Source organism: Fundidesulfovibrio sp. (genome assembly GCF_058402725.1).
Genome location: NZ_JBZVFJ010000164.1, coordinates 1 through 6,198, shown reverse-complemented (window position 1 = coordinate 6,198; position 6,198 = coordinate 1). Strand labels below are relative to the sequence as shown.

Below are 6,198 nucleotides of genomic sequence, written 5' to 3'. Positions count from 1 at the left end.
CGTTCTGGCGGTGATCCGCGATGTGAGCGAGCGCAAACAGGCCCAGGCCGCCCTGCGCGAGAGCGAGGAGCGCTACGCCCTGGCCCTGCGCGGGGCCAACGACGGCGTTTGGGACCTGGACCTGCGCACGGGGCGGGTCTATTTTTCGGCGCGCTGGAAGGAGATCGTGGGCCTCGCCGGGCAGGAGCCCGACGAGGTGGACCTCTGGCGCGGCCGCATCCACCCCGACGACCTGGAGCGCGTGCAGCAGGCCCTGGAGAGTTGCGCCAGAGGCGAGACGCCCAGCTTCGAGATCGAGCACCGCCTGCGCCACCAGGACGGTTCCTGGCGCTGGGCGCTGGGGCGCGGGGCCTCCCTGCGCGACGGGACGGGCCGCGTGATCCGCATGGCAGGGGCGCTCACCGACGTGAGCGAGCGTCGGCGCATGATGGAACTGATGCTCCAGACCGAAAAGATGATGAGCGTCGGCGGCCTAGCCGCAGGCATGGCCCACGAGATCAACAACCCGCTGGGGGGCATCATCCAGAGCGTGCAGGTGCTCCAGGCCCGCCTGGGCAAGGACACCCCGACCAACCGGAGCGCCGCCCGCGAGGCGGGTGGCTCCCTGGAGAGCGTGCACGGCTTCTGCGCGCGCCGCCAGGTGCCCGAACTGCTGGGCTCCATCGGGGAGTCGGCCGTGCGCGCCACCAGGATCGTCCAGGACATGCTGGACTTCTGCCGTCAGGGGGCGGAACCGTCCCCGGGCGACGTGGCCGCCGTGCTCGACCAGGCCCTGGCCCTGTGCGCCAAGGACTACGACCTCAAGAAACGCTACGATTTCAGGCATATTCGCATCGAGCGCGACTACGAGCCCGGCCTGCCTCCGGCGGCCTGCGTGGAGGGTCAGTTGGCACAGGTGTTCATGAACATCCTGCGCAACGCGGCCCAGGCCATGAGCGACGCCCAGCCGGAAGGGCGCGCCCCCGCCATCGTGCTGCGCACCCGCTCGGAGCCGGGCGGCGTGCGCGTGGAGATCGAAGACAACGGCCCCGGCATGTCCGAGGCCGTCCGGCGCAAGGTGTTCGAACCCTTCTTCACCACCAAGCCCCCGGGCGTGGGCACGGGCCTGGGGCTTTCGGTGTCCTACTTCATCGTCACCACCAACCACGGCGGCACGCTGGAGGTGGAGAGCGCCCCAGGGGTGGGCACGCGCTTCATCGTCCGGGTTCCCTGGTCCGATTCCTCCCATCACCTGGCGGCCCAGGGTCGCACGGTCTGACGGGCAGGCTGCCGCGAGCCCCTGCCCTCGGCCCGGGCTCGAATCCCGCTCTCCACGCCGGAGAACCGCCGGAGCGCATGGCGCGCGTCAGTCGGCGCGGTCGCCCGGCGTCCGGGTTTCGCCATTCCGGCTGGAGCACGCCGAAAAAGGCCGCGCCGCGAACGCGGAGCGGCCTTGCCTTTCGCCTGGGGAGGGAGAGGGCGCTACTGCGTGGTCATGCGTTCGCAATAGCGCATGAACTTCCGCGCCTCCACGAATTCGGGATTGAGCGTGGTGGCGATGTTCAGGATGCCGATGCACTTGTCGATCTCGCCCTTGTCGAAGTGCACGCGGGCCAGGTTGAAATAGATGTTCTCGTCGTCCTTGCGCAGCTCCAGGGCCTTGTTGAAGAAGGCGATGGACTCGTCGAAGAACCCCTGCTTGCGCAGGTTCACCCCGAAGGTGTTGAGCTTCTGGCGGTATTCCACGGAAAAGGCGTCGTCCAGTCCCATGAGCACCGTGAGCACGCGGCGCAGCTTCTGGAAATCCTTCTGCTCGGAGTACACGTCGCCCAGGCCGTAGTTGGCGGGCACGCTCATCTCGTCGATCATCAAAGCCTTGAGGAAGGCCTTCTCGGCGTCGTCCAGGAGGCCCATGGAGAAGAACTTCTCGCCCTGGTCGATCTTGGCCCGCAGCGAGTTGAGCGCGGGCACGGTGTTGGCCTCGTAATAGCGGGGCTCCGGGGTGTAGGAGCGCAGGAACTCGTCCAGGGGGCAGAGCTTCTTGATGCCCGAGGGAACATGGTAGACGTTGAGGGGTTGCATCTCCACCACGTCGGGGCTGAGCTGCCTGGCGTACCAGTAGGTCAGCTGGTCGTGGCGGGCCTGGGTCGCGCCCGTGCCCACCTCTTCGTTGCGCCGCAGGGAAAAAACGCCCAAAATCGCTGGATAATCCGTCATGACGCCACCACGCACCCTTGCAGAAGTTCTTCCGGCCGCATGCCCGCCGCCCCGGCGGGCAGGACCGTCACCTCATTGATAGATGCAACGGCGCTTCGAGACAAGGCAGGGAAACAGGAAGATTTCGGGAAAAGGCGCATGCTGCGAAGGGGCGGCCCGCTACGGCGTCAAGAACCGCCCGGTCACGGACTCGGGGTCGGCCATGATCCGCTCGGGCGTGCCCTGGGAGACGATGCGCCCGCCGTATTCGCCGCCGCCGGGGCCCAGGTCGATCACGTGGTCGGAGGAGAGGATCACCTCGGTGTTGTGTTCGATCACCACCACGCTGGCCCCCCGGTCAACCAGCTGGTGCAGCACCTGGATGAGCTTGCCCACCTCGTGCATGTGCAGGCCCGTGGTGGGCTCGTCCAGGATGTAGAGCGCGCCCGGCAGGCTGCGCTTGCCCAACTCCCGCGAGATCTTGATGCGCTGGGCCTCGCCGCCCGAGAGCGTGGTGGCGGGCTGGCCCAGGCGCACGTATTCCAGGCCCACCTGTTCCAGAATTTCGAGCCGCCGCGCCAGGGGCGGGAAGTTCTCGAAGAGCCTGCGCGCCTCCAGCACGGGCAGGTCCAGCACGTCCGCGATGGAGAGCCCCTTGTGGCGCACCTCCAGGGTCTCGCGGTTGTAGCGCCTGCCGCCGCAGACCTCGCAGGTCACGTGGATGTCGGGCAGGAAGTGCATCTCCACGGTGATCACGCCGTCGCCCTGGCAGGCCTCGCAGCGCCCGCCGCGCACGTTGAAGCTGAAGCGCCCGGGCTTGTAGCCGCGCTTCTTGGCGTCGGAGGTGGCGGCGAAGATGTCGCGGATCTCGTCGAAGATCTTGGTGTAGGTGGCCGGGTTGGAGCGCGGCGTGCGCCCGATGGGCGTCTGGTCGATGGAGACGATCTTCTCGATGAGTTGCGCGCCCTCGAAGCCGTCCACGGGGCCGGGCAGGTCCACCTTGATGCCCTGGGACAGGGCCAGGTGCTTATAAAGCGTGTCCACCACCAGGGAGCTCTTGCCCGAGCCCGAAGGCCCGGTGACGCAGGTGAGGCAGCCCAGGGGGATGGACACGTCCAGGTTCTTCAGGTTGTTGGCGCGCGCCCCCTTGAGCCGCAGATGCCCCTTGGGCTCGCGGCGCTTCCCGGGCCGGGCGATAGAGAGGTCGCCGCGCAGGTAGCGCCCGGTGAGCGTCTCGGATTCCAGGAGGCTGCGCACGTCGCCCTGGTGCACGATCTCGCCGCCCAGGAGCCCGGAGCCCGGTCCCAGTTCGATCACGTGGTCGGCGCTTTCGATGGTGGCTTCGTCGTGTTCCACCACGAGCACGGTGTTGCCGCGCTTCTGGAGCATGCGCAGGGTGCCCAGGAGGCGTTCGTTGTCGCGCGGGTGCAGGCCGATGGAGGGCTCGTCCAGCACGTAGGTGACGCCCACCAGCCCGGAGCCCAGTTGTCCTGCCAGGCGAATGCGCTGGGCCTCGCCGCCCGAGAGCGTGGACATGTTGCGCCCCAGGCTCAGGTAGTCCAGGCCAACGCCCGAGAGGAAACCCAGGCGGTGGGAGAGCTCCTTCACCAGGGGCTCCGCGATCACGGCTTTTGCCCCGGCGAAGGCGCGGGCGTCCATCCAGGCCCGGGCGCGCTCGATGGGCAGCGAGCAGAACTCAAAAATATTCAAGTCGTCGATGCGCACGGCCAGGCTTTCCGGGCGCAGGCGCGCGCCCTGGCACACGGGGCAGGGCCTGTTCTGGCGGAAGCGCGAGAGTTCGTCGCGCCAGGTGGCGCCCAGGGCCTGGCCCATCTCCATGAGGGCGGTCACGCCCTTCCAGCCGAGGTCTTGGTCGCCGTGGAAGAGGGCGTCCCAGGCCTTGGGGGGGTAGTCCTTGAGGGGCGTGGAGAGGGCGAAGCCGTGGCGCTTGCCCAGGCCCGCGAGTTGTTCGCGGTAGCGCGCCAGGATGCGCTCGTTCTTCCAGGGCAGGATGGCCCCCTGCTCCAGGGAGAGGCCCTTGTTGGGGGCCAGGAGGTCCGGCTCGAAGTATTCCACGCTGCCCAGGCCCGCGCAGGTGGGGCACGCGCCCTGGGGGCTGTTGAAGGAGAAGAGCTGGGGCGAGGGCGGGGGCACGCTCACCTTGCAGGCCGCGCAGACCGAGGTGGTGGAGAAGGGACGGTCCCGGGCCTTGTCCATGTCGTGGACGATGAGGCGCTCGCCGCCCTGGGCCAGGGCCAGCTCCACGGAGTCGGCCAGGCGCTTGCGGTTGTCGGGGCGCGCAACGAGGCGGTCCACCACCAGTTCCAGGGTGTGGCGCTTGTTCTTGTCCAGCTCGGGCAGGGGGTCCAGGGGCGTGACCTCGCCGTTGATCCGCACGCGGGCGAAGCCCTGTGATTTCAGCTTCTTGAGGCGTTCGGCGTGGGTGCCCTTCTGGTGTTCGGCCAGGGGGGCCAGCAGGAGGAACTTGGTGCCCTCGGGCAGGGCCAGGATGTCGTCCACGATCTGGTCGGTGGTCTGCACGGCGATGGGCTGGCCGCATTTGGGGCAGTGCGGGGTGCCCAGGCGGGCGAAGAACACGCGCAGGAAGTCGTAGATTTCGGTGACCGTGCCCACGGTGGAGCGGGGGTTGCGCGTGGCGGACTGCTGCTCCAGCGAGATGGCCGGCGAGAGGCCCTCGATCAGGTCCACCTGGGGCTTGTCCATCTTGGGGAGGAACTGCCGCGCGTAGGCGGAGAGGGATTCCACGTAGCGCCGCTGCCCCTCGGCGTACACGATGTCGAAGGCCAGGGTGGACTTGCCCGAACCCGAAGGCCCGCAAATGACCACCAGCTGGTCGCGGGGGATGTCCAGGGAGATGTTCTTGAGGTTGTGCTGGCGCGCGCCCTCGATGCGGATGACTTTGTGGTCGCTCATTGAGGCTCCGGGAGAGAAATCGAAAGGGGGGAGATAAGGCCTGGGCGGGAAAAGGCAAGTGTTTTAGCTACGAAGTGGGTAATGTGTTGCCACAGTTCAGCTGAGTGGGGCTTCGGCCCATGTTATGAGTATTGCGCCACATCAGATGAGCATGGCTATTTGTGTTTAGCTAGTCGTTGACCGTTTTCAGCTTTGCATATATATTATAAAGATCACAGCTATTGATTGACGAGGACAATATGCAAAACTATGATTTCGCGGGTTTGAGTCCAGTTGAATTCGAAATGCTAGTGAATGATCTGTTGTCTGGTGAGTTTCAGGCAAAAATTGAAAGATTTAAGCCAGGAAAAGATCAAGGAATAGATGGTAGATTCTATCAGTTGGATGGTGGTGTCGCAATTGTTCAGAGTAAGCATTATGTTGAGTCAGGATTTCAAGGTTTACTGGCCAGTATAAAGCACGGTGAGTTAGAAAAGCTTCACAAGTTGAAGCCGTCAAGATATATTTTGGCAACATCTGTCCCTTTGTCTCCAATGGATAAAGAAAAGGTTTGCAGTGCGCTAAGTCCATATGTTGTTACAAGTAGCGATGTGCTTGGAAGGCACGATCTGAATAGTTTGCTTGCAAGGCATCCGTCAGTTGAACGAAATCACTACAAGCTATGGATCGCAAGCTCAGTGGTACTGCAGAGGTTTTTGCATTCGTCAGTGTATAATGTCTCTAGACAGGTTGTGGATGGAGCTATCGAAGCGAATAAACATTATGCCGTAACGTCATCGCATGTTAAGGCGAGGGAGGTCTTAGAGAAAAATAAAGTGATAGTAGTTACTGGAGAGCCCGGAGTGGGGAAGACATCGCTGGGTGAACAGTTGTTGCTTGAATCTGTTATGGATGGGTTTGATCCAATCGTCATACAGGATGGCATTGGTGAGGCTCAGTCCGTTTTTGAAATGCAAAGCAAGCAGGTTTTTTACTTTGATGATTTTCTGGGAAAAAATTTTTTAGAAGTGTTAAGGTTTAATGAAGATTCCAGAGTCGAGACCCCTGCACGGTAAAACGCCTCAATAGACCTTCCAACTATTCGTAATT

The 6,198-nt window shown here is 63.8% G+C and carries 4 protein-coding genes; 2 read left to right on the top strand and 2 right to left on the bottom strand.

Annotated features, from left to right (window positions below; all coding sequences use genetic code 11):
• Nucleotides 1-1,258, top strand: a 1,258-nt coding sequence (locus tag ACV4UX_RS16200; RefSeq protein ID WP_491594320.1) for a two-component system sensor histidine kinase NtrB, incomplete at its 5' end; no start/stop codon positions are given.
• Between the two features lie 203 nt (nt 1,259-1,461).
• On the opposite strand, the gene ACV4UX_RS16195 is transcribed toward ACV4UX_RS16200, so the two are convergent.
• Both ACV4UX_RS16195 and uvrA read right to left on the bottom strand, forming a co-directional pair.
• Nucleotides 1,462-2,196: a tetratricopeptide repeat protein gene (locus tag ACV4UX_RS16195; protein ID WP_491594319.1), complete on the bottom strand. Its 735-nt coding sequence runs from the start codon at nt 2,194-2,196 to the stop codon at nt 1,462-1,464.
• 159 nt (nt 2,197-2,355) lie between these two features.
• On the bottom strand, nt 2,356-5,109 hold the full coding sequence (gene uvrA / locus ACV4UX_RS16190; RefSeq protein WP_491594318.1) for an excinuclease ABC subunit UvrA: 2,754 nt from the start codon (nt 5,107-5,109) through the stop codon (nt 2,356-2,358).
• A 239-nt stretch (nt 5,110-5,348) separates the two neighbouring features.
• Here uvrA and ACV4UX_RS16185 point away from each other — a divergent pair, with 239 nt between their 5' ends.
• Nucleotides 5,349-6,164, top strand: coding sequence for an nSTAND3 domain-containing NTPase (locus ACV4UX_RS16185; RefSeq protein ID WP_491594317.1), 816 nt, complete (start codon nt 5,349-5,351; stop codon nt 6,162-6,164).
• The last annotated feature ends 34 nt before the right edge of the window (nt 6,165-6,198 follow it).

Bases quoted from the DNA above. Each gene is read 5' to 3' on its own strand.
- ACV4UX_RS16195 (WP_491594319.1), bottom strand. From the start codon at position 2,196: ATGACGGATTATCCAGCGATTTTGGGCGTTTTTTCCCTGCGGCGCAAC.
- uvrA (WP_491594318.1), bottom strand. From the start codon at position 5,109: ATGAGCGACCACAAAGTCATCCGCATCGAGGGCGCGCGCCAGCACAAC.
- ACV4UX_RS16185 (WP_491594317.1), top strand. From the start codon at position 5,349: ATGCAAAACTATGATTTCGCGGGTTTGAGTCCAGTTGAATTCGAAATG.